This window comes from Pseudomonas sp. NFPP24, from assembly GCF_900112095.1.
Lineage (GTDB): Bacteria > Pseudomonadota > Gammaproteobacteria > Pseudomonadales > Pseudomonadaceae > Aquipseudomonas > Aquipseudomonas extremorientalis.
Map to the genome: position 1 here is coordinate 66823 of NZ_FOKD01000002.1, position 22403 is coordinate 89225.

Below are 22403 nucleotides of genomic sequence, written 5' to 3' on the forward strand. Positions count from 1 at the left end.
GACGCTGACGCCCAGTACCTGCACCGCTAGAAAATGCCCCCTTGTTGCAGCCTCGCTCCTGCTTGGCTCTGGAGTATTTTTAACAGGTGGCGTCTGTCAGGTTGCTGAACCTGAGGGCGTTGCGTTCATGAGGTAGACGAAAGGCCCGTCGGGTACATGAATGCTCAAACCGGACCGAAACGCGCCAGCACTGCCTCGACAAATCGCCGCAACTTGGCGGTGCGCTGCCGATTTGCGGTGTAGACCAGATGCATTGGCCGGCTCGGGGCCTCGAAGTCCGGCAGCACCTGTACCAACTCACCGCGGGCCATTGCCGTATGCAAAAAATCCTGGGGGCCGAGAACCACGCCAAAACCGTCCAGCGCCGCCGACATCAATGCCCGGCTTTCGTTGATCTGCAGACGACTGGTCACCTGTACGCTGTACAGCGTCGAGCCTTGATGAAATATCCACTCGCGGTCCGCCGGGCGTGACCAGAAGGCATAGCCCAGGCATTCGTGACGTTCCAGGTCTGCCGGCACCTGCGGCGTACCCCGCGCAGCCAGGTACGCAGGCGAAGCACAGACCACCAGGCGATAAGGCGCCAGTGGCCGGGCTGTCAGGCCGGTGGTCGCCAATGGACCGATGCGGAAGGCTGCTTCATAGCCCTCTTCCACCAGGTCGACGAAGCGATCCGTCAGGTGCAGGTCGATTTCCACGTCCGGGTTATCGCGCAGGAATGCAGTAATCAGCGGCATCAGGCTGTAGGAACCGAAGGTCACAGGTGCGGTGATCTTCAGCTTGCCACGCGGCGTGTCATTCATGATTTGCGCCAGCGAGTCCACAGCTTCGGCCTCCGTAAGGATATGTTTGCAACGTTCGTAGTACGCGCTCCCCAACTCCGTGAGGCTCTGCCTGCGCGTGGTGCGATTGAGTAACCGCGCACCGAGGCGCTGCTCCAGCGCGGCAACGTGTTTGGCCACCATTTGCGCCGACATGTGCAAACGCTCGGCGGCGCGGGCGTAGGAGCCCAATTCGGCGGCGATCACAAAGGCATTCATGCTCGATAGACGGTCCATCATTCCCTACTCTCAGTAACAACACTCACGCCATAGTGCTTATTTATCGCCATTTGGTTGCCAATCATCATAGCGGCTTCCCCCTTTATCAGGAGCAAGACCATGAAGATTGGCGTGATTGGAGCCGGTTTTATCGGGCGCGCCGTGGCACAGCGGGCACTGGCGGCCGGGCATGAAGTGATGTTGAGCAACTCTCGCGGCCCGCAGACCATGAGCAGCGTGGTAAGCGGCATACGCGGCGTCAAAGTGGGCAGCGCAGAAGACGCCGCACAGTTTGGTGACGTGGTGCTGGTGGCGATTCCGTTTGAACACTACCGAAAAGTCCCGGCGCAGTGGCTGGCAGGCAAGACCTTGCTCGACGCCAACAACTACTACCCGGAGCGCGACGGTCATTTCCCCGCGCTGGATCGATTTGAAACCACCACCAGCCGACTGCTCGCCGAACACTTCACCCACTCAAAGGTGATCAAAGTGTTCAACGCGATTTTCGCCGCGGACATTACCGATCATGCTCGCCCCCACGGCGCACCTGACCGTCGCGCATTGCCGGTGGCCGGCGACGATGCTGTCGCCAAAGCGCAGGTGATCACCCTGCTCGACGAGCTGGGCTTTGACGCCGTCGATGCCGGCAGCCTGGATGAAAGCTGGCGGTTCGAGCGGGCCAAGCCCGCGTACTGCGTGCCGCTGGACCAGCCCGGGCTGAAGGCGGCCCTGGCCGCGGCCGAGCGTACGGTCGAACTGCCGCCGGTCGACCGCGAGCACACCCGCGCTTAAACACCGCCCCACAAAAAAGCCCGCTGACCGTTACCGGTTCAGCGGGCTTTGTGCATCAGCCTGGCTTACAGCGCCAGATCAGACGCCGGCTTGCTCGGCTCAGCCGCGGGCTTGGCAGCCTCGGTGGCCTTGGGTGCAGCCATTTGCGGAATCACAGGCGGCGTAGGCAGTTGCAGGACTTCGGCGGTGTAGGCCCATTCCTTGGCAACCGCTTCCGGACTGTCGTTCAGCTTGGTACCGTAGCTCGGTACGATCTGGTGCAGCTTGGCCTGCCACTCAGGGGTCGCGACCTTGTCCTTGAACACTTTCTGCAGCACGGTCAGCATGATCGGGGCCGCAGTGGACGCGCCTGGCGATGCACCCAACAGGCCCGCGATGGTGTTGTCGGCGGAGCTGACCACTTCAGTGCCGAGTTTCAGGACGCCGCCCTGCTCCTCGTCACGCTTGATGATCTGCACGCGCTGACCGGCTTGCCACAGGCGCCAGTCGGATTGCTTGGCGTTCGGGAAGTACTCTTGCAGCGCCTTGAAGCGGTCGTCGTCCGACAGCATCAGTTGGCCGGCGAGGTACTCGACCAGTGGGTATTCACGAATACCGACTTTGGTCATTGGCCAGATGTTGTGGGTGGTGGTGCTGGTCAGCAGGTCCAGGTACGAGCCTTCTTTCAGGAACTTGGTCGAGAAGGTCGCGAATGGGCCAAACAGGATCACGCGCTTGCCATCCAGCACGCGGGTGTCCAGGTGCGGAACCGACATCGGTGGCGCGCCAACCGAAGCCTTGCCGTAGGCCTTGGCCAGGTGTTGCTCGGCAACGGTTGGGTTATCGGTCACCAGGAACGAACCACCTACCGGGAAGCCAGCGTATTCCTTGGCTTCAGGAATGCCCGACTTCTGCAGCAGGTGCAGTGCACCGCCGCCGGCGCCGATGAACACGAACTTGGCGTCGGTTTCGGTCTTGGTGCCGTCTTTCAGGTTTTTGTAGCTCACACGCCACGAACCGTCGGCGTTCTTGGTGATGTCCTGCACTTCGCTCGACAGTTTCAGGTCGAACTTAGGCGTGGTCTGCAGGTGAGCGACGAACTGGCGGGTGATCTCGCCGAAGTTCATGTCGGTACCCAGCGGGCTCCAGGTGGCCGCGATTTTCTGGTTCGGGTCACGCCCTTCCATCATCAGCGGAACCCACTTGGCGATCTGCGCCGGGTCTTCGGAGTACTGCATGCCAGCGAACAGCGGGCTGGCCTTCAGGGCTTCGTAGCGTTTTTTCAGGAACTTGATGTTGTCATCGCCCCACACAAAGCTCATGTGCGGTGTGGTGTTGATGAACGAACGCGGGTCCTTCAGCACGCCTTGGCGGACCTGCCAGGACCAGAACTGACGGGAAATCTGGAACGCTTCGTTGATCTCGACCGCTTTCGGGATCTCAACGTTGCCGTTCTTGTCTTCCGGGGTGTAGTTCAGCTCGGCCAGGGCCGAGTGACCAGTACCGGCATTGTTCCAGCCGTTGGAGCTTTCTTCGGCCACGCCATCGAGGCGCTCGACCATCTCCATCGACCAGCCCGGCTCCAGCTCGTTGAGCCAGACGCCCAGGGTCGCACTCATGATGCCGCCGCCAATCAGCAGCACATCGACTTTCTTTGCCTCTTCCGCCTGAGCGGAGCTGATCCCCAGCGACAAAGCCAGCCCCAGCAGGGCAGTGTTTACTTTTTTAAACATCAGTAGCACCTATGATAAAACGCCATCCGCCCTACCGCCCCTGATCATGGGCAACCCTCCATCACGATGCGCCAGGCAACGCACCGCGGGGTTTGCACATTCACGAGAGGGCCGCAGGGTGGGCACACAAGGCCGACGTATCGACCTCACTGTTTATGTCCCTTCTGCGCTGACTTTTTATCATTATTGGCTTCAGCTACCTGGGCGACAGCCAACCGCCGGGACGTATACGGATGTACGTACCCAGGAGAGACTAGACCAGGACGGCGCGCAGAATATCACGGCAAACGGCGTTTATGCGCCGTTTGGCCAATTGACAGCTCTAAATCGCGGCTTTTAACCCGTCGATGTCAAGCGTGGCAGGCGCGACCAGGGGTCACAGGCCTGGAACTCTGACGCAAACGGCTGTTCTAGACACCTTTGCCGCCGCTTGCGTAGCATCAGCGGCTCTCCTTCGTGCGCTACATCCAACCAGAGTTACCCATGACTATCCAGCAAACACCCGGGCATGTGCTGCCCGCGCGCAGCGCCGCCAAAATGGAAGCGGCCATGGCCGTGGGCGCCTTCGCGATCGGCACCGGCGAATTCGCCATCATGGGCTTGATGCCCGACATCGCCCACAATCTGAATTTGAGTGAACCGCAAGTCGGCCACGCCATCAGCGCCTACGCCCTGGGCGTGATGGTCGGCGCCCCACTGCTGGCCATCCTCGGCGCCAAGTTGCTGCGCAAACATATGCTGCTGTTACTGATGGGCCTGTATGCGCTGGGCAACCTGGCCACCGCCTTCACCCCGACCTTCGGCTCGCTGGTGGCCTTCCGTTTTATCAGCGGCCTGCCCCACGGCGCCTACTTCGGCATCGCCGCCGTGGTCGCCTCGAGCATGGTGCCCAACGACAAACGCGCCGGCGCCGTGGCCCGCGTGATGATGGGCCTGACCCTGGCCATGCTGCTCGGCAACCCCATCGCCACCTTCCTCGGCCAACACCTGGGCTGGCGCTCGGCGTTTGCACTGGTCAGCGTGATTGCCCTGTGCACCCTCTTACTGGTCTGGCAATTCGTGCCCCATCGTCACGACGAACAACGCAGCGACCCGCGCAAGGAACTGCGCGCCTTCACCAAGCCGCAGGTGTGGATGGCGTTGTCGATTGGCGCGATCGGGTTTGCCGGGATGTTCTGCGTGTTCAGCTATTTGGCGCCGACCATGTTGGAAGTGACCAAAGTCTCGCCGCAGTGGATTCCCTTCGGCCTCGCCGCGTTTGGCGTCGGCGGCATCATCGGCAACATCGCCGGCGGCAAGCTGTTCGACCGCCTGCAATTTCGAGCCGTGGGTTGGATCATGGTGTGGTCGATGGCCGTGCTGATCTTCTTCACCTTCGCCGCCAGTTCGCTATGGAGCGTGCTGCTGGGCATTGGCCTGGTCGGCACCATGATCGCCATGGCAGCTCCCCTGCAAATCCGCTTGATGGACATCGCCCACGAAGCCCCGAGCCTGGCGGCGGCGTCGAACCACGCGGCGTTCAACCTGGCGAATGCGCTGGGACCGTGGTTGGGCGGGATGGCGATTACAGCCGGGTATGGCTGGACCAGCACCGGCTACATCGGCGCCGCTACAGCGTTGATCGGCCTGGGCATCTACCTCATCGCCCGCCGCATGAAGGGCGGCCACTGACGCCACACTTCCCGATCCAATGAAGATCCAACTGTGAGAGGGGGCTTGCCCCCGATGGCAGTGGGTCAGTCAACACACTCACGACTACCCACCACCCCATCAATCATCATGCAACAACCCCGCCCCATACTCCCCATAACTACTCCCCAACCCACCGCCGCTAAAATTCATCTTGGCGGCTTTGCTGGGGCTATGGTCCCCAAACGCCTGGCACCCGCCTGAAAAACAAGGGTCGCTGCTCACGCCGGAAGAACCCGACGAACAGGCACTCAACAGCAACGTACCCGCAACCATCACGACTTTGACGAGGTTCGAAATCATGGTTTCAGTTCCCTGTGGAATGGAGGCGCCGAGGTCCTCTCTTGAAGAGGATCGTAGCCCTCAAAAACGCCGGGAATGATGAAACTTTGCTGGGTGACAGGAGGGGTTCAGGTTGCCGGTTGGGTGTTCGGAGGGAGCACTGATTTGATCGATATAGGGATTGCGTGATTTGTTAGGCAATGGGTGGTCTGAGGGGCAAGCCGAAAGAAGAGTAGGAAGGTTTCCGCGAATGCCCTTAGACCAAATCGATAAAACCATGATGCTCTGAATTAAGGTTAGTAGCTTCTGGATACACCTCGCGACGACCTGCTGATTCAAGCCAACGATCCACAGTGTAGGATGCCCACAACCATCCACCTTCGAGGTCGCCATGACTGGAATCTCCCTAACCCTGCCGGAAGACCTGTCCAACTCTCTTGCCGACTTGGCCAAAAGCAACGGCCAGACTGCGACCTACCTGGCGATGGACGTTCTTCGCGACTACATCGAGCATGAAAAAACGCTGACCGCCCAGATCGAGTTGGCCGTGAAAGAAGCCGACCAAGGCAAATTCGCCACCGACGATCAAGTGGCGGCCATGCGCGCTAGGCGCTGGAGTCGGAAGGCGGGTTGAGTGGCTTGAAAAAACGCTCAAAAATCTAGAAGACGAAGCAAACTATATCGCCCTCGAAAATCCAACGGCTGCTGACGACTTCTCCGATGCCATTTTCGCCAGCATCGACAAACTGGCTCAATTTCCCTCTATGGGTCGTGAAGGCAGGGTCAAAAACACCCGTGAATGGGCAGTCCCCAATTGGTCATATCTGATTCCGTATCGGGTACGCGGTGATCGCCTGCAAATCCTCGGTGTATTCCATACACGGCAGCGTCCCCGTTCGAAATGGTAGTGGACGCAAATCTCGGCTCCCCGACACCCAACACCCATCCCTGATAAACTGCGCCCCATTCGCCTCGCTAACTCAGACGCCCCAATGCCCCTACAAATCGCCCCACTCTCCCGCCGCTTCTCCGTCGCCCCGATGATGGATTGGAACTGCTAATTCTACAGACATTGTAATACGTGCCCTGTAGCGCACGATAAAAACCCCGTACCACTTTCGTACCACTCCCCTCCTGAAATAGCCCTCGCCTGGCCGACAAAACCACATCCGTAAGGCACGGTGCTTATCGCCAATGCCTGTCGCTCGAATCCCAACATCCCCTTCAAACGTCAACATCTGACGCTGTGTGGGTATCCATGACCCATTCGGGTATACCTAAAAGCACAAGCATCAAGAGTATCCAGAATACGGAGAGGAATAACTTTTCAAAGTCCAAGCAAAAAAACCCAGCTTGAGCTGGGTTTTTTGCAGACCTAAATATCACTCAACGTATACTTATTCTCAACCATGAATGCTGGCGCATTCCAGTTTGGGCCTTTTCTTATTCCTCCATCAACATGTTCAACCACCCCTTCGAGCTCCATATTTTCAATAAGCTTCAAAAGCTCTAAGTTATTTGAAATATTGGCCCACCCATTCCTGCTGTAGAGTCGATCCAGCATTGGGTACGAAATTGGTTTGTTTCTTACAATAAAAAGAACTACATCCCTTGGTGCTTCAGCGACTACCACGTCATTAATGTTACTCATTTTACTCTCCATATACTTGTTTAATTTCTGCAGCAATGGCTTCAGGCGTATAGAATAAATCGTCAGCATCCCTCAGCTTATAGTCTTCTAAGGTTGCAGCATGAGCATTATTCCAAACATTTCCTTCTACCCCATCAGCTACCCCGAGCGCCCTGTAACGTTCTAACTCTCGCATTTCATGGGTGTAAAATCGTTTATCAACATCCGTAACAGGGATCTGACCACTTAGTATCTTTTCTAGCCGTTCAATCATAATCTTATTAGCATCAGAAGGTACGAATCGTGAAGTATGCAATTTAACCAGATCAATACCTTCCTGAGTCACCGTTGCCGTTGCCCAATCAAGATCTTGGGTTGGACCTCCGGCTTTATCAGGATTGTACATCCGTCCGCTGTGTACACCTTTAGTGGTAGCACCTTCGTACGGACTACTAAATACCGCATAAATCGGCGGCAAACCCGAATCCGCGGGGTAAACGTAAATAGCGTCTCGGATGCTCAATTGGCTGGCAATCGGAAACGGCTCAGCTTTGACGTCAATTGGGGTCAGAGTGATGCCTGTGTATACCTGAGTCTCCACGGGCTGTGCCGGAGTTGCCGTTGAGCTATTTCCTGGTACTGCAATAGGGAATGCCAGGGTAATCGGCGGTGTATCGGTTGTAGTAAACGTATAGGCGTTGGCCACAGGATCAAGCACCAATGCCCTTACCGGAACAGTGGGGGCTAGTCCACCAGTGACCTGGGTGGCCACTACCGAATACTTCGATTGATCACCATAAAGCCGATATAGCACATCAACCGTCCCACCAGCCGCCGCTACCTCGAGAAGATTATCAGGCAGGCTAGGCGCCAGTTCCTTAGCGGGCAGATCCAGCATTGTCGCGGGCAGCTCCCCGTTGCCAAGGGACTCTGAATACGTCAAAGCTCCAATACCGACTGCCGTGGCCGCACTCACAACTGTACTCAGCGCTACCTTAGCCGCTTGAATCGCCGCCTCCAACGTAACGCCTGAACCTGCCGTGACGGCAATAGAGCCTGCAGCCGTACTCAGCTGCATAGCACCGGCTGCGGGAAGCCTGAACGTGTGAGCTGCTTTAAGTGCTGCGGCTTCAGCAGCTACCCTAGCAGCCTCAGCTGCTGCCGCCTCATCGGCAATACGTTTGGCCTCAGCGTCTGCACGTGCTTGGTTAGCCTGTGCTTGAAGATTCTGCTTCAGGACATTTAAATAATCGATCTCCCGATTGATATATTTTGCAGCATACGCCGCCTCAAGTGAAGTGTACCATTCTTTATAATTTTTATCTGGAGGGTAGTTTGTCTTGCTCCCGCTGATTGCATCTTTAATAAATTGCATAGTCGGGAAACGAAAGAAGTCTCCATAATAGTACTTATCAGCAATCGCCTTTTGAGCAGCAGCAGCCTGTGATTTTTGAGTGATTAGCGTATCTACCGAACGAATATGCTGTTCGATTTTCTCGACTTCGCTCGCGGGACTGTCTTCATTTTGTTCTATTGCAGTAACGCTTTTTGCAATAGATTCAGGCATCGACTGAAGATTCGTTGCAAAGCTCGCCTCTTGATTCTTAACATTTTGGGAAATAATGGGGGGGTATGTGCTAAGTACATAAGTACGCGTTGCAACGTTAATTAGCTGTCCAGTGTGACTATGTGAGAAATCACTGTCACCACCTCCGCCTCCGAATGTCTGTGGCTCATATTTATTAATAGCGTTGATTTCAATTTCTGGAAGATAAAGCGTGTCGCCAATCATAGGCATAGTGAATTTCCTTTTCGCTATATTCAGTACGATAGCTCTCATATTTCAGTAAAGTGAACGGCTGATTACCCCATCACCTTACTACCCTCTGACGAACGGCTTCGGCTCTGAAGCTCTCTGTTTCTGAGAAGCTCAACGAACAAAAATCCCCGCCTGCTGCACTCTTCATCATGCCGCACATATACTGTATGCATACACAGCAAACACCGCAACAAAAAAATGCATTTATGCATATCCAGACTGGCAAACGGGGGATATCGGGGTCAGACCACGATATCTAACGTACTGGCCTCCCTCCGATCCCGACACATTCCACACGAAGCAATGTGCAACGCGAGGTGGTGAGAAGCGCACAAGCCCCTCCCACACCCTAGACACATCCCTGATAAACTGCGCCCCATTCGCCTCGCTGACTCAGACACCCCCATACCCCTACAAACCGCTCCCCTCTCCCGCAGCTTCTCCGTCGCGCCGATGAAAATATCGGGGTCAGACCACGATATACGGGGTATTGATCACTTCAAGATCTGCGACGTTATTCAAACGACAGGGAGTCGTGAATGACGCGGAAATTACCTCCCCGACACCCAACACCCATCCCTGATAAACTGCGCCCCATTCGCCTCGCTAACTCAGATCCCCCCAATGCCCCTACAAACCGCCCCCCTCTCCCACCGCTTCTCCGTCGCCCCGATGATGGATTGGACGTAGGGATTCTCCTCCATCCTGATTTGATTGGCCTATCGAAACCTCCTCATTGCTCTTGTAGCAATTTATAAGCAATCAGCCTTCTATAAGCTTGCTGTGAAAATGCCGGGGGCACAGTCGCAGGAGGTGCTTCTGACGTTGAGCAATTTGAAAGCTATGGCAGGCCCCACGTTAGGTATGCCCGGACGCACTTTATTTTCTGCGCGTCTCCTTAGGAGCCTCAACCTATAACCTGCCATAGCCATTTGACTATTACCTATAACCACGCTTTCTTTGCTACGCTAACTCCACTCGCATCCCAATAACCATGGAGTGAAAAATGCACGTCGAATACACAAGGGAAAATGGACCAATTTGGTCACCAGAAAATATCCTCGGGCCTGAAGACGGCGATATCGGACGAATCATAAAAAATCTGGGATACGTGGACGGCTTCCATATCGGCAATTCGGATGTGGCGAGCATCGAGTTTTTTAACCGATCTAAAAACAATACAAAATTCGCAGCTATCGCTGTGGTCATTCTCGCTGAGGCTGTAGATATCTACGCCTTTCCTACGAATGAGGATGCGTGGGACTACCTCCAGAAATTCGTACCTACAGTGAAAGCAATGAGTGAACTGTCTCAGATGACGTTCTGACTAACATCTACTTATTAGTAGGGCGATCATGATCGCTCAGTTGATGGAAACCACGAACTATCTGGCCTAATGCAGTTGTGGCGAGCGGAGCGCATCTCCGCTAGCCAGAACATTGGCACCGTCGCAGACTTTGAAGCCAGATGTTAAGCAAAGAGGACTTTCGGCATGCGGATGGCCCATACGACGCACCCAAACAACACTCACAAACCGCATACAACTGTTACAAAATTTATAAGGAAGCTCCGATAGTAGCCCGCTTTCGAAACCTTCGAACCATTAGATACCTAACGCCCAGATCCCCCCCCCTCTTCTTCCACTACTATTTCAGCAGGCTTTAGACTTTCAACACCCTCAACCAATGAAGCGTCATAACCAACACTCAAACCAATTAATCTATAGAACAAATCCAGGCAGTTTTCTATATCTAAAAAAAATTTACTAGTAGTTACCGGGTCCGACTCTGAGTTCCCAGCATGAGCGAGCGAGTGGCGTAAATCGTTCCAGCTTTTCACATGAACAGACTCTATAACACCTTCCGCCTCTAAAACTCTCAATATATTAGGAGCACTTAGTTTTTTCATCGCCCCTAACACATTTTTTATGCGAGAGTTAGTACTACTAGGAAGTCTCAAAGACCTTATTAGCTTTTTACTATAATTTACCTCCCCTAAAACACGTTCAGAAGGCGCCCTCCCCGCAGAAAAATAATTATTAACAAGCCCTTCAATATTCACAGTCAACACCAGTGCAGCCACATCTCCTATCCTACTAGAAACATGATATAACCGCCGCCAGTAATATACTAAATAGCGATGCTCCTCATCACGATTATTAACATAATGATTCACAAAGGAAATCAAACTAGCTGTTTTATATGGAAACACATCCACAAGAGGCTTAATCATACCAAGCCCCTTCACATCAGGGCGGCCATTAATGAACGATCTAGTTACACCATCATTATACAACCTATAATACGTAGGCCACGCATCCCGCCCAATTGCAATACTGATCGATTCAGATATTGTCATGAGCAGTTCGTGATCTATTTCCCTCACGTCGCTTTCGACATCAAGCTCCAGATGCTGAACCTTCTGAGATAGCTTTAATCTCGCACCATCGATCTCGAAATCAAGTGCGGAAACTGAACTGGAACCGTCAGGTTGGTCTTGCCACTTATTAAACGGCAGGCGAAATTTTCCAGCAATAACCGCATTAGCTATGCTAACCCCATTTAAATCTGAACGAGGATGAATACGCTCGGTACGAATATCGGGAATTTGGAATTCGACTATCGTTCCATGAGGGGTCATCCTTAGCCCGTCATATATATAAAGACGCGGAGCAACCCAAACATTTCCTGAAGAATCTATAGCACGCAGTGAAAAATAATCTGATTCCGGCACAATTCCAGTCTGATTATACAACCCATAACGCATCATCTGACTTATAGAACTTTTCTTTGCAGCATCGTACATCTTTAATGAAAGCTGCCCATCTGACTGAGTTTTAATACTTCCGGGACCACAGAATGTAAATGGAGACTCATCGACATTCTGCGTTAGTGTAATTTCAAAACACTCAATAACCAGAGCTCTACTTACAAGACTTTCAATATCAGCACTATTGAACATCATACAGCCACCCCCTATACATTTCACCTTCGAGGCTTATAGATTCAACAAGACGCTTCTGCCATCATTGATTACCAGCACGCATCTGCTAGACGCCAGCCTATTCACTTTTTGTAGAGATTTTTTTCACTTTGTCCAATATCTCAGACAACGAGTGGAACATTTGAACCATATGATTCATATCTCCTGATTTAGAATTCAAAGCTTCTGGCCACTTAACTTCCTCAGCAAGAACCTTTAAAATTTGAGCTTTAGATTCGACATTACCTTCTGGCTCATCAATAGAAAATTCTTTTATCGCATAATACGATAGAAGGTAACGATCAAAGACAGACCTTACCTTCATGAACTGAATCGAAGAGTCAATAAAACTTCTATACTGTTTCAAAAACCAGGCCGCTAAAAACTCAACCACAAGAAACGTTAAAGAACAAGAGATCACACCATAAATCAAAGGCTTATCAACCCCCCAAACATGAGCAATTATCTGCCATAAAAAAATTGATGCTACGTAGAAATATATACCACGCCTAAGATACAAGGTCCCTGTATCCAAAAGCTTAGAAGCCTTCTTTTCAGAAGTTTCAATATGTTTATCAAGCGACTTTATCAATCGATGAATGTAATACTCAATCGCGCTAAACTCATGAAGCTCAGCCTTACTCTCAACATCGTCTCGCTTACTGACAACACTATTATCTTGACCAGCTTTGATTTTCTGGACCTCATACCTTAACTCTGAAATTTGGGCTTCGACCCTATTAGAACTAGCCCGTTCATCTATATCAACAAAACTGGACGATAACGGACGATCGCTAAAATACTCTTGAAACTGTAGCACAACGAACAAAATAAATCCTACAGCAAGAATACTTGCAACCCCAAATACCTTATAATCAATATTCGACAGAAGCCTTATTAAAATATCAGATTCAATATCACTAGGAAAAAGCAGCAAAAATAGAGTCAAGCATCCCGCTACCATAGCAACAACTACGAGCTGCATCTTTCTAACAAACTCTGCCTTACTAACATTTATTCCTGTTGTTGCTTCAACATTTAGGTTATCTGGATCACTCAAAGAAAGACGATCAAGGTCTGCCCCTCCATCAGGAATATTACCGAAGCGTTGAGGTCCATCATTATTGTTCCTGCTACTCATCTGATCGATTCTCCTGACCCGCAAAAATACAAATAATTATTATCCCTTTTAAGATTTTTTAATACCGTCAAAATCGCTGGCCTCGAAATTTACTCAGGGTGAGGTGCAGCAAAGAACACAAAAAATTTTCTACTTGCAAGAAATCAACCAAAGCTGGTCAAGCTGAGTTGTAAAGCTTTGACTCATCAACTCACGTCGCATGCCCCATTCAGGATGCAGGGGGACACTAGCCGAGCGCAGCGTGCCCCTGCCCCATCGCTCATTGATCTGGTCCAACACCGTCATGACCCGTGTTGCTTCAGCCGGCTGCGACTTATGAAACAGATCATCTGTGTACTCACCTGACTGGTAGAGGTTAAGCAACATTACCTCAGCCTTGCTGTACTTAAAGCCCGGTCTAAATATCCGATCAACCGCCCCCACCGCCGTTTGAGTAAGCAGCCGCACGTCATCAGTGGGGTACGGCATATCCACCACCACCCCATTGGCATACTTCGCTTCCTCCGGATTGAACATGCCAGTGCGGATGCACACGCGCACCTTCTTGCACAGCGAGTTCTGAGCGCGGAGTTTCTCCGAGGCACGCATCATGTATGTGGCCACCGCCTCCTTGATGGGAGGCAGCTCCGTCAGTCTCTTACCAAACATGCGACTGCAGCAGATCTCCTGCCTTGGCGGGTCGGGTTCATCCAACTCCAGACACGGCGCGCCAGACAACTCCCTGGCCGTCTTCTCAATCACAACGCTGAACTTCTTACGGAGCGTCCACAGGTCGGCCTTAGCCAGGTCCATAGCCGACTTTATACCCATGGCATCAAGATGGAGTTTCATCTTGCGACCGACACCCCACACCTCCGCCACGTCCGTATTACGTAGCACCCAGTCACGCTTAACCGGATCGGTGATGTTGACCACCCCACCGGTTTGGGACTGCAGGCGCTTCGCGGTGTAGTTTGCCAGCTTCGCCAGAGTCTTTGTGTGAGCGATACCAACGCCAACTGGGATACCCGTACAGCGAAGTACCTGGGCGCGAATCTGCCGGCCTAAGGCATCCAGCTCACCGATACCAGTCAGATCGGCGAACGCCTCGTCGATGCTGTATACCTCAACCGCCGGCACCATCGACTCGATCAGGCTCATCACGCGCTCGCTCATGTCGCCGTACAGTGCATAGTTGGATGAGAACGGGACGATGCCGTACTGCTTGAGCTTGTGCTTGATCTGGAAATACGGCTCGCCCATTTTGACGAAGGGTTTGGCGTCGTAGCTCCGGGCGATGACACAGCCGTCGTTATTGCTCAGCACCACGATGGGCACCTTCGCCAGGTCGGGCCGGAATACACGCTCGCAACTGGCATAGAAGCTGTTGCAGTCGATCAGTGCAAAGGTTGGCTGCTGCTTAGACATGGCTGCGCACTGTGCTGGTGATCACGCCCCAGATCGACAGCTCGTCGCCTTCGAGAACGTAGCGCGCCGGAAACTTGGGGTTTTCGGAAAGCAGAACCACCTCCCGGCCACGCTTACATAAGCGCTTGCAGACGGGCTCATTATTCAGCAGTGCCACCACCACATGCCCGTGGATCGGCTCGATAGCACGGTCAACCACGGCTAGGTCACCATCGAAGATCCCGACGCCCTGCATACTCTCCCCGGTGATTGCTACCAGATACACGTGGGGCGCACGGATATTCAAGACCTCATCCAATGAGATGTGCTGCTCGATGTGGTCCGCTGCCGGCGACGGAAAACCGGCCGGAACCTGGAACGAGCACAACGGCAACTTCGCGCCGACCTCAGCGATGGGACCTAGAATGGTGAAGCTCATGATGCGGCCTTTTACATTTACTGTATGAATGTACAGTTAACTTTGTAGGACTCTTGCGGTCAATTTTTCTGTAGGGGATTTCGACAAGCGGAGAGGTGCGTATGTGTGGGCGATTCGTGCAATACGAAGGGATGGCGATCTTCATTGAAGAGCTGAACCCGCAGATAGAGCTGTTCAGCGGGTATGACGCTCAGCCTATTGATCGCTACAACGTGGCACCGTCAACGCGGGTGCAGGTTCTACACACAGCTGAGGATGGGCTGCATATCGATGCAGTAAAATGGGGATGGGCACCGTTCTGGGCGAAGGGAAAACGTCCGGATCCGATTAACGCTAGGGTCGAGACGGTCACCACCGGGAAGTTCTTCAAAGAGCTCTGGCCGAATGGCCGGGCCATTGTGCCCAGTGAAGGCTGGTATGAATGGGTAAAAGACCCAGACGACCCGAAGAAGAAGCAGCCCTACTTCATCCGTCTGAAGAGCCGGCGTCCGATGCTCTTTGGGGCGCTTGCCCAGGTCAATCCAGGGTTAGAGCCTCATGAGGGCGATGGTTTTCTCATTATCACCGCCGCAAGCGATCAGGGCATGGTCGATATCCACGACCGGCGCCCTTTGGTGCTGACGCCAGAGCACGCCAACGAGTGGCTTGATCCCGGCATAACTCCATCGCGAGCGGAGGAGATTGCAAAGGAACTGTGCCAACCCACGGAAGAGTTTGAGTGGTTTCCCGTAGGCAAGGCCGTAGGGAATGTTAGAAATCAGGGACCGGAACTGATCGAGCCAGACAGATCAGCTCAGGTACCAGATCACGAAGGCGACTGCAGAGATCCACACCAGGGTAAGCAGAAATGAAAGACCCGCGAGTTGCTTATCCATCTGCTACCCAGTGTGAAGTTAAAAGACTGCAATACGAGCTACAGGGGCAACTTTAGTTCAGTGAGGGCAACGCGCCACCGGTTCAAAACGGCGGCGCCTATCAGAACAGTCCACCCAACGCTGCCGGCTCCCAATTCATGATTACCAACTCACCGCTCATCTCGGCTTTACTTTGGCGCTGGTTAGCTGTGCTGTACCGGATATCCAACGTCTCGAAATGAAAGCCTTCAAACACCCGCCGGATATCGGGATGGTCATTGATGCTGACCATAACCTTGCCCTTGCAGCGCCGCATGAAGTCGGCCATTCGCTCGTAGTTTTCAAAAGGAAAGTCGACGCCATAGCCTGCGGTTTGCCAGTAAGGCGGGTCCATATAATGGAAAGTGTGCGGTCGGTCATAACGTTCGGCGCAATCAATCCAAGGGAGACTCTCAACATAAGTGCCGGACAGGCGCTGCCATGCGGCAGAGAGGTTCTCCTCGATCCGAAGCAGGTTGATAGCAGGGCCAGTGGTCGCGGTGCCAAAGGTCTGCCCCGTCACCTTGCCGGCAAAGGCGTGATGCTGCAGGTAAAAGAATCGGGCAGCGCGCTGGATGTCTGTGAGGGTTTCAGGGCGAGTCATCTTCTGCCACTCGAAAACCTGGCGGGAGCTGAGCGCCCATTTGAACTGGCGCACAAATTCTTCCAGGTGGTTCTGCACCACGCGGTACAGCGTCACCAGGTCGCCGTTGATGTCGTTGAGAACTTCAACCGGGGCGGCCTGGGGACGCATGAAGTAGAGCGCGGCGCCGCCGGCAAAGACTTCGACGTAGCATTCGTGGGGTGGGAAGAGCGGGATAAGGCGGTCGGCCAGGCGGCGCTTGCCGCCCATCCAAGGAACGATGGGTGTAGACATAAAAGCAAGACCTTTGCTGTATGGATAAACAGTGCTAGGCTCGCTCCGCTTTGTGCACGAAGCGGGAGCCTTGGCTGGACTTGCAGGGATCATCTGCGGGAACGGCGGTGAGATGGGTGTTGACGCATCCAGACTCACCGCTCTTTTTTGCTCATTGCATATGGAAAGGGATGGAACGTAATATCAATACGACATCTTTTTTATGCAAGGAATGCCGACAATGATCGTTTACTCACTCAAAAAGCGAAAAGGGACAGGCGAATTTCATCTCTTTGAAGCGCTACAGAACGCGACTAAGGATGCTTGCACACCGAACTCACAATCCGTGTGTAAAAAGATGAACAACTCAGATTCGGTAGAAACCGCGTTCGCCTGCCAATCAGAAGAATACGCTCGCTCAAGTGCCGCCACATATGGACGCAGCGCATGTGGTACATGCATAAGCCACCTCTACGCTGACTTTTAATCCTTTTCACCCGAAACCTGATTGGCATATGCCTGACAGGCCCGCAGGGCGATCAATCCTTGATCGCCTGCATCGGTGATTCCGATAATTCGTTGAGCATGCGCAGGGTCAAGTTGGGCTCTTGTGGGGCCATGAACCACGCGGCCGGTGGTGGTGGTGGCTGGCACTGACCATCCGCTGGTGGTTTCGTTGGCGGCGAGAATGACTGACAGCCGCAGATCAGCAGTAGCCAGGCGGTCACGAAGACGAGCTTGCTTGGTTTTCTCATCGGTCAATTCCTTGTAGTGGGTTTCATCGTTGTTCTGCAGGCGCTGTTCAAGGGCGAGACGTTTGTCCTGCTCTTTACGCTGCTGGGCAGCAGCAGCTCGGGATAGCTCGCCGAGGGTGTCGGCGTGTAGCCTGGCCTGGCGCTCCAACTGCTGGCCGTAGCGCCAATCTTGAGCGGTCCAGGCGAAGGCAGCAGATCCGGCCGCGAACGTCACCATCAACGCACCGACTGCGGCGAGCCGGTATGGCATGGGGATCAGGTCGAAGAGACGCATAACACCGCCCTCGCCCTGGCCCACAGCTGCAGCCGATCCTCCAGGCCATTGAGGCCCCCATTGATCCGCCGGGTGATGGTGGTGAACTGCTCCTGATCCGCGAGCACATTCAATCCATTCACCGACCAAAACCACGCGGCCGACTCAGCGGCCCATTGCGGCAATTCAAGCAGCTCCGGCGTGCGCAGCAATCGCTCATCACCAAACAACGCCAGGCTGCAGCGCAGGTAGTTGTCGTGCCCGGTGACCTGGATAAGCCCACGACCGCGATAGCGTTGGCCGTCACCGTCGGCGGTCGGAGTGTTGCCAAGCCTGGTTGCCAGCGAACCGGTGTCGTACTTGCTGAGGTATTGATCGCTCCCCAGTTCACGCACGTACTGCAGCTGGCCGGACTCGTGCCCAACCTGGGCAAGGAAGGCCGCCTGGCGCTTCGGTGTATCGATCTTGCGGTTGGTCATGGCCGCGTTTAGGGCGGATACAAAAACGCCCGCTTGGCGGCGGGCGTTGGGCATGATGCGTTGGAGCTGTGCTTCGGTTAGTCCCATGATTTTCTCCAGACGAAAAAAACCCGGCAAGTGCCGGGTTTGGTTACAGATGTTTGTCAGCCGTTAGAGGGGTGCAGTAATTGCTTCAGCCTCGGGGCAAGAATCGTTCGTCCTACGTACAAGGAAGCCGAAGGGGTCAGGTGACCGTAATCCACCGCCATTAGCGACTTTCCATCATCGACCTTGGCCAAACAGGCCAAGCCTTTACATACACCGCCGATAACAGAAATATAGTCGATCACACTCGAATCGAGTTTTTCCTTGAGCAATGCGTCAGTTTTGAGGATCCGTTGATCCAGCCCCTGATCGACGATCTGACTGTCAGCAGAATTCCAATGACGCTTGGTGATCACCAGTGGCAAGGACGGTTGCCATTGCGGTACAGGCCCGACTAGCACGACCTCTTTGACTCCCAGCGTCTTTAGATGCCGAGCAATTTCATTCCAATCCGTAAGCTCGTGAGAATTCTGTTGAGCCATCACGACCATCTCAGGTTGGATCCGAGCAATTTCCTGCAATGCAAAGGCATTGGATGCATTACAGGTAGCTTGGAACGCCACAGGAGACTTGTTCTGGCCTAGGGTTGCTCCACAAGCAGATGAGGTGACTTGATAGAAAGGAACACCGGCAGGCAAATTGCTCCGAATTCCGAATGAAAGCGCTTCAGCGTGCGAGTCTCCCCAAAGAAAAACACCCCCCACCCCCTTCTTTTCAGTGCAAGAAGCGTCAATATTTTTTGCACCGGTAGCGGCAAAAACCTCATAAGAATTACATTTAAGCCAGTATGCTTCACCAAGATTTTTATGCAGCGCTGCATAACTATCCACGAATCTTGTTTTCTCAGTGATGCTCTCACCTCTTATATCCGAGTTGAGGCCATTGGATTTAAAAACTAAAACACTGAGTAACACGAGACTTACGAAACCGCCACACCAAGCCAAAGAACGAGCGCCACTCTTAGGCTTACCCCTCTTACGCTCAATCAATGCATAGGATGCATAACCGAACACCAGTGAAATAACAATACCTATCAAGGCGCTGAAAAAGCCATCGAGCTGCCCCGAATAAGTCATGTAGACCATGACAGGCCAGTGCCAAATGTAAATCGAGTACGAGTACAAGCCTACACGCTGAAACACCCAATTGCCGGTCAACCGAGAATTCTGTCTATTGGCGAGGATTACCATCAGCGTTCCCATGACCGGCATGAGCGCGTAATAACCGGGCCACACCACAATTTTCGATATCACGATATAGCCAGACAGGATTAGCACTAACCCTGCCCATTCGAGGATACGGCTTTTCGCTTTGTTCAATGCGAGAGGGAAAAGGAAGGCAAGGCCACCGGCGCAAAGCTCCCAGGCGCGGGCTTTCAGCAGATAAAACGCTTGTTCTGGGTACTGTGGAGAAAGTATGAGCGAGTAAATAAAACCAATCAAAACCGCCGCCAGCACAAACCAACGGATAGCCCTAAGTCCAAATACTTTCCTCAGGACCAGTAGCACAATTGGATAGATAATATAGAACTGCCACTCAACAGAAAGCGACCAGGTGTGAAGCAGCCAATTCTCGTTAGTGCTTGCGGCAAAATACCCTACCTCCTTCAGATAAACAGTATTCGAGTAAAACCCAAGACTACTATAAACATGCTGCGCCATTTGCTTGTATTCGGTCGCTAACAAGTTAAACCAACCAAACACCATTAACGCAAAACACATAACAGCTAGGACAGGAATGATCCGCTTAGCCCGCGCAATATAGAAACGAATCAAACTGAAATCATCGCCACTCAACCCACGGCAAATAATCGCCGTCATCAAATAGCCGGAGATAACAAAGAACACATCTACCCCAGCAAACCCGCCCGGCAGCCATAACGCATTGAAGTGGTAAATAACAACAGCCAGTACAGCTAGCGCTCTTAAACCATTTATATCTTTTCTAAAATCCATTATTCGCTATCCGATGACTGTCTTTTCACGAGGCATATGACTTGATATTTTGGGGGTGACAGCTGACTCCCAAACTCGTCGCGGGCGAGATATTACAGGATTTCTCTCTAATTGAGCCTCGCACTCATCAAAGCTCCATCACTTTGACTTCTTTTGGCTTTTTCTTTTTCTTGCTCGCAGCCTTAGCCTTGCCCTTCTTACCTGCGTTGCACTCCACTGTGGTGCTCCAGCCAGACTGGGTGAACACTTGCTCTACCGAGTCCACTAGGAACTCCCCGTCCAGCCCTTTCTTGAAGCCCTGCGCATTGACCTGTCGTTCAGCATAGAGATCTGTACGCCCTAGCATCTCCAAACGTACCTCAGCGGTCGAGCGATTGAATGCGGCGAGCCGGGCTTTGGCTGCCTGCTCAGCGGCGGATTTGTTGGGATGGATATGTCGGTCGGTATGCACCGGGGGCAACCCTACAGGTGCGTCATCGTTGTCCAGAGTCAGGTTCACCAGCTCTCCGGTTTTCTTGTCCTGATACCTGGCTTTGACTGCCTTTTGAGTGGTGCGATCGGTAAAGCGGAATTGCCAGCGGCTGACGTCACTGCGTCGGATGGCGATCGCTGGCAAATTCTTGCCACTGGCGGTCTGCCCACTCTGACGTGGCAGTACCAGCAGCTTGCTGTCGGCCACCTTGGCGGTACAGTCGTGATCCTTGGCGAGCCGGGTGATGAAGTTATAGTCAGACTCGTTCATCTGATCGGCCCGAGGAACTACAGTTGCTACTGGGCATTCAGGCTTCCATCCATTACGTGCGGCAATATCACTGACGATCTTGGACAGCGGCACATTTTCCCAACTGCTGCTGCGGGTGGTCTTGCCACTGCCGCGCATGTCGCTGGCCTTACCGCGAATGACCAGGGTATCCGGCGGACCGGAGACCTCGATGTCATCCACGGTGTAACGCCCAAGACGTGCCAGCGCTTTGCTGTCGTAGCCAAGATAGATCTCGATCCCGGCGCCCTTCTTGGGGAGCGCGACGGCGCCGTCACGGTCATCAATACGTAATTCGAACTCGTCCGACTCCATACCAGGTTTGTCGAGCGTGCGCAGTAACAGCAGACGGTCGTTGATTAAGGCTGTGATGTCGTTGCCATCAGCGACAATTCGAAAGATTGGCTTCATGATTGGTCCTCGAAATTCAATCCCACAGCTGCACCTGTTCGACCGCCTTTTGTTCAATGTCAGGGAAGGTTATTAGCAGCCCGGTGCGCAACGGTTGTGGTTCATCCGCTAACAACCGATTGGCCGCCAGCACCGCCTCGACCGTGCCATTGAGGTGGCCGTAATGCTGGTAACACAAGGTATCGAGCAGGTCGCCGTCAGACGTTCTGCATATCATCGCCATAGCGCGTGAACTCCAAACTAAAGGTTTGCTTGCGCGGGATCCCGCCGGCCAGCAGCGCGCCCTGCTCTTCCTCTACGCTGCCCAGGCACCAAGTGCCGAGGACAACGCCGTACCCCGTAGTGAGGTTCAACGGCAACAGTTGCCCGCCGATGGAGCGCAGAGTGTCGAGCTGCTTGAGGCCTCCCTTGAAGGCGGGGAAAATTGCGCCCTTGAGGCTGAGCTTATCCTCGCCGATACCCACAGCCTGCTGTGCTGGCCGACGACTGAGGCGCTCTTGTGAGGCCCAGCGGAATTGTGTTTGCCGGCGTAGTTCGTCGAAGGCCGCCGTGTCCAAGTTGAAGTAGAAAGGCTGGGCATTGGCTTGCAGCGGCTGCAGGATCAGCAAGTGGGGAAACGGTTTGACCGCTTCCGCCATGGGCGTTGCACTCGGTGCCAAGGCGCTGGTGGGCAAGATATTCGCCAGGCGCGGGCTGACCTTGCCCGCGATCTGGTTGATTGCCGTGCTGGCCCGAGCGGCTTGTTCCTTCAAAGTGCCCACACGTTCATCAATCGCCGACATCGCGCGCGTTGCTTTGCTGTAGGTCGACAAAACAGTGCCAACCTTGTATTGCGCCGCATTGATACCACGCATCACCCGTTGCAGCTTTTCCCCTACAGCGGGTGGTACGCCTGGAATGCTCGACAGCTCATCAGCTGCCCCTGTGATTTCACCAATGGCACCGTTCACCGGGCCGATCATATCGTCGATGCTATGCCGCCCGGCCTCTCCTGCCTGGACCAGGGATGTGAAGCCGGATTGCAGCTGCTCCATGTAAGCCATGA

General features: G+C 53.6%; 22 protein-coding genes. 6 read left to right on the forward strand and 16 right to left on the reverse strand.

Going from position 1 to position 22403, the window contains the following annotated elements; translation table 11 throughout:
- Nucleotides 1-164: 164 nt before the first annotated feature.
- Nucleotides 165-1061 carry a LysR family transcriptional regulator gene (locus BM026_RS03930; RefSeq protein ID WP_093527410.1) on the reverse strand — a complete coding sequence of 299 codons (897 nt, stop codon included), beginning with the start codon at nucleotides 1059-1061 and terminating at the stop codon, nucleotides 165-167.
- Between the two features lie 99 nt (nucleotides 1062-1160).
- Between BM026_RS03930 and BM026_RS03935 the strand changes: the two genes are divergently transcribed.
- A complete protein-coding gene (locus tag BM026_RS03935; protein ID WP_028619443.1) occupies nucleotides 1161-1832 on the forward strand; it encodes an NADPH-dependent F420 reductase in 672 nt (223 codons plus the stop codon).
- A gap of 65 nt (nucleotides 1833-1897) precedes the next feature.
- On the opposite strand, the gene mqo is transcribed toward BM026_RS03935, so the two are convergent.
- Nucleotides 1898-3544 (reverse strand): malate dehydrogenase (quinone), encoded by a 1647-nt coding sequence (gene mqo, locus BM026_RS03940; protein WP_071496702.1) that lies wholly within the window; start codon nucleotides 3542-3544, stop codon nucleotides 1898-1900.
- Between the two features lie 483 nt (nucleotides 3545-4027).
- Here mqo and BM026_RS03945 point away from each other — a divergent pair, with 483 nt between their 5' ends.
- On the forward strand, nucleotides 4028-5215 hold the full coding sequence (locus tag BM026_RS03945) for an MFS transporter (RefSeq protein WP_071489035.1): 1188 nt from the start codon (nucleotides 4028-4030) through the stop codon (nucleotides 5213-5215).
- Between the two features lie 99 nt (nucleotides 5216-5314).
- Here the strand turns inward: BM026_RS03945 and BM026_RS29295 are convergent, their stop codons facing one another.
- Complete coding sequence (locus BM026_RS29295) at nucleotides 5315-5536, reverse strand: hypothetical protein (RefSeq protein ID WP_093511886.1); 222 nt, start codon at nucleotides 5534-5536, stop codon at nucleotides 5315-5317.
- A 370-nt stretch (nucleotides 5537-5906) separates the two neighbouring features.
- Here BM026_RS29295 and BM026_RS03955 point away from each other — a divergent pair, with 370 nt between their 5' ends.
- Together BM026_RS03955 and BM026_RS03960 are read left to right on the forward strand one after the other, a co-directional pair.
- Nucleotides 5907-6149 carry a CopG family ribbon-helix-helix protein gene (locus BM026_RS03955; protein WP_093126416.1) on the forward strand — a complete coding sequence of 81 codons (243 nt, stop codon included), beginning with the start codon at nucleotides 5907-5909 and terminating at the stop codon, nucleotides 6147-6149.
- The gene (locus BM026_RS03960; RefSeq protein WP_093511890.1) at nucleotides 6100-6423 is read left to right on the forward strand and encodes a type II toxin-antitoxin system RelE/ParE family toxin; all 324 of its coding nucleotides are present in this window, start codon (nucleotides 6100-6102) and stop codon (nucleotides 6421-6423) included. Before BM026_RS03955 ends, BM026_RS03960 begins: the two co-directional genes overlap by 50 nt.
- A 467-nt stretch (nucleotides 6424-6890) precedes the next feature.
- On the opposite strand, the gene BM026_RS03965 is transcribed toward BM026_RS03960, so the two are convergent.
- Nucleotides 6891-7166, reverse strand: coding sequence for a hypothetical protein (locus BM026_RS03965; RefSeq protein WP_053255066.1), 276 nt, complete (start codon nucleotides 7164-7166; stop codon nucleotides 6891-6893).
- A gap of 1 nt (nucleotide 7167) precedes the next feature.
- Nucleotides 7168-8712: an S-type pyocin domain-containing protein gene (locus BM026_RS03970; protein ID WP_093527738.1), complete on the reverse strand. Its 1545-nt coding sequence runs from the start codon at nucleotides 8710-8712 to the stop codon at nucleotides 7168-7170.
- A 1258-nt stretch (nucleotides 8713-9970) separates the two neighbouring features.
- Here BM026_RS03970 and BM026_RS03975 point away from each other — a divergent pair.
- The gene (locus BM026_RS03975; protein ID WP_093527412.1) at nucleotides 9971-10291 is read left to right on the forward strand and encodes a hypothetical protein; all 321 of its coding nucleotides are present in this window, start codon (nucleotides 9971-9973) and stop codon (nucleotides 10289-10291) included.
- Nucleotides 10292-10575: 284 nt separating this feature from the next.
- Here the strand turns inward: BM026_RS03975 and BM026_RS28830 are convergent, their stop codons facing one another.
- The 4 genes from BM026_RS28830 to BM026_RS03995 form a co-directional block, all read right to left on the reverse strand.
- Nucleotides 10576-11928: a hypothetical protein gene (locus tag BM026_RS28830; RefSeq protein WP_139217537.1), complete on the reverse strand. Its 1353-nt coding sequence runs from the start codon at nucleotides 11926-11928 to the stop codon at nucleotides 10576-10578.
- 97 nt (nucleotides 11929-12025) lie between these two features.
- A complete protein-coding gene (locus tag BM026_RS03985) occupies nucleotides 12026-13087 on the reverse strand; it encodes a hypothetical protein (protein ID WP_139217538.1) in 1062 nt (353 codons plus the stop codon).
- A 129-nt stretch (nucleotides 13088-13216) separates the two neighbouring features.
- Nucleotides 13217-14494, reverse strand: coding sequence for a translesion error-prone DNA polymerase V subunit UmuC (umuC, locus tag BM026_RS03990; RefSeq protein WP_093527418.1), 1278 nt, complete (start codon nucleotides 14492-14494; stop codon nucleotides 13217-13219).
- Nucleotides 14487-14912: a LexA family protein gene (locus tag BM026_RS03995; protein ID WP_044286813.1), complete on the reverse strand. Its 426-nt coding sequence runs from the start codon at nucleotides 14910-14912 to the stop codon at nucleotides 14487-14489. The genes umuC and BM026_RS03995 overlap by 8 nt, the downstream gene beginning before the upstream one ends.
- Before the next feature lie 101 nt (nucleotides 14913-15013).
- Between BM026_RS03995 and BM026_RS04000 the strand changes: the two genes are divergently transcribed.
- Nucleotides 15014-15763, forward strand: coding sequence for an SOS response-associated peptidase family protein (locus tag BM026_RS04000; protein WP_093527420.1), 750 nt, complete (start codon nucleotides 15014-15016; stop codon nucleotides 15761-15763).
- 124 nt (nucleotides 15764-15887) lie between these two features.
- On the opposite strand, the gene BM026_RS04005 is transcribed toward BM026_RS04000, so the two are convergent.
- The 7 genes from BM026_RS04005 to BM026_RS04035 form a co-directional block, all read right to left on the reverse strand.
- Nucleotides 15888-16682, reverse strand: coding sequence for a DNA adenine methylase (locus tag BM026_RS04005; RefSeq protein ID WP_093527422.1), 795 nt, complete (start codon nucleotides 16680-16682; stop codon nucleotides 15888-15890).
- Nucleotides 16683-17144: 462 nt separating this feature from the next.
- Entirely contained in the window at nucleotides 17145-17690 is a 546-nt protein-coding gene (locus BM026_RS04010) for a lysis system spanin subunit (protein WP_093527424.1), read from the reverse strand.
- Nucleotides 17672-18235 carry a glycoside hydrolase family 19 protein gene (locus BM026_RS04015; RefSeq protein ID WP_093527426.1) on the reverse strand — a complete coding sequence of 188 codons (564 nt, stop codon included), beginning with the start codon at nucleotides 18233-18235 and terminating at the stop codon, nucleotides 17672-17674. Before BM026_RS04015 ends, BM026_RS04010 begins: the two co-directional genes overlap by 19 nt.
- Nucleotides 18236-18291: 56 nt before the next feature.
- Nucleotides 18292-20187 (reverse strand): acyltransferase family protein, encoded by a 1896-nt coding sequence (locus BM026_RS04020; RefSeq protein ID WP_093527428.1) that lies wholly within the window; start codon nucleotides 20185-20187, stop codon nucleotides 18292-18294.
- A 127-nt stretch (nucleotides 20188-20314) separates the two neighbouring features.
- Entirely contained in the window at nucleotides 20315-21358 is a 1044-nt protein-coding gene (locus BM026_RS04025; protein WP_093527430.1) for a phage late control D family protein, read from the reverse strand.
- Between the two features lie 16 nt (nucleotides 21359-21374).
- Nucleotides 21375-21581 (reverse strand): tail protein X, encoded by a 207-nt coding sequence (locus tag BM026_RS04030; RefSeq protein ID WP_093527432.1) that lies wholly within the window; start codon nucleotides 21579-21581, stop codon nucleotides 21375-21377.
- A complete protein-coding gene (locus tag BM026_RS04035) occupies nucleotides 21556-22401 on the reverse strand; it encodes a phage tail protein (protein WP_093527434.1) in 846 nt (281 codons plus the stop codon). Before BM026_RS04035 ends, BM026_RS04030 begins: the two co-directional genes overlap by 26 nt.
- Between the last annotated feature and the right edge of the window lie 2 nt (nucleotides 22402-22403).